At 52.4% G+C, this 1,186-nt stretch carries 1 pseudogene; it reads right to left on the bottom strand.

Going from position 1 to position 1,186, the window contains the following annotated elements:
* Positions 1-274: 274 nt before the first annotated feature.
* Positions 275-1,186 (bottom strand): annotated as a pseudogene (locus tag BG32_RS10855) (methionine synthase); the annotation flags it as partial.

The raw sequence follows: 1,186 nt of genomic DNA, 5'->3' as shown, positions 1-1,186 counted from the left end.
CCTGCCGAAGGCAGCATTGCGACCTGGGCCGTTCTTGCCCAGCCTTGCGTCCCGGCATGTTCTTCGCCGGCATTGCGACCGCCGATACTTTTCGGCGCCTTGCGTCTGATTATGGGATTAGACGGGGACGGACGTTAAGAACTCGTCAGTCCCCTATTCGCGACTATGCTCCTTCTCGATTGATGTTCTCTGATGCCCGAAGTAGTCGGAACTGGCCTCGCCGAAGGCAAGACTGGCCAGGCGAAACTTTACTGGCCTAAGTTAGCAGACTGGCTTAAAGTGATAGTCTCTCCCTTTCGTCTATCTTCTTTCCTTCCTCGTCGACCGCACAGGACTGGCCGTCGACTATCGCGGTCCTGACGGCGCCTTTTGCGACCGACATTTTGCTGAGGCCAGGCGCATCGAGAATTCCCGTCTTTACGGCCGTGTATATTGTCTCCGGCGAGGTGAGCTCACCGGTCTTTATTTTTTCAATAGCCTCAATTATTACTTTACATTCACTCTTCAGATACTCTTTGTGTTCATGAATCTCCTTGTCCTGCCTGAAGTCAGGAAGTCCCTTGATCGCTTCATTTATCGCCTGTTTGGCTATCTTTACACTTTCGATGATTTCGACGTCGGTTGCTCTTCTCGTCGCCTCGCAAAATGCAACTACGTGAACTATGTCCGGGTCAATATTCATGGCAGTGTAGACAGATGAAACAAGCTGGCCCCTCGCCATATCTGGGTCTGCAGGAAGCGACATGAGCCCGGGTCTTACCATCGTGACAACGGCGAAGCTTTCATCCTCAAGAGACTCTATAAGTTCCTTCTTCGCCAGCGCCTTCGCCAAATCCATCTTAGGTGAAATCCCCGGGGGCGTGTTGAACATGTACTGAGCCACGTAGACCTGCACACCGAGTCGCTTAGCAGCCATCGCTGCAAGATAGGCAGTAGCAACCTCTACCGCAGCGTGGCAGTATCTGAGCGCCCACTGATGGGCCTCGTTTATCTCAACCGGGATTCCCTTTCCACCATTCCAGGCGATTGCGGCCTGGTTGTCTCTTATTGCCTCCAGAAGTTCACGATCTGATCTCCCATCGAGCTGAGAGTACCAGCTAATGGGTATCGCGGCCCACGCGTTGTTCAAGGTTTCTTTAAAGAGAAGGGAGAATTTTAGGAGGTCTCTCGTTCCAGAATAACACCT

The sequence above is a fragment of the Mesotoga sp. HF07.pep.5.2.highcov genome (genome assembly GCF_003666285.1).
GTDB classification, from domain to species: Bacteria; Thermotogota; Thermotogae; order Petrotogales; family Kosmotogaceae; genus Mesotoga; species Mesotoga prima.
Note: the sequence above shows the minus strand (reverse complement) of the source record. Positions and strands in the feature narration are given on the sequence as shown.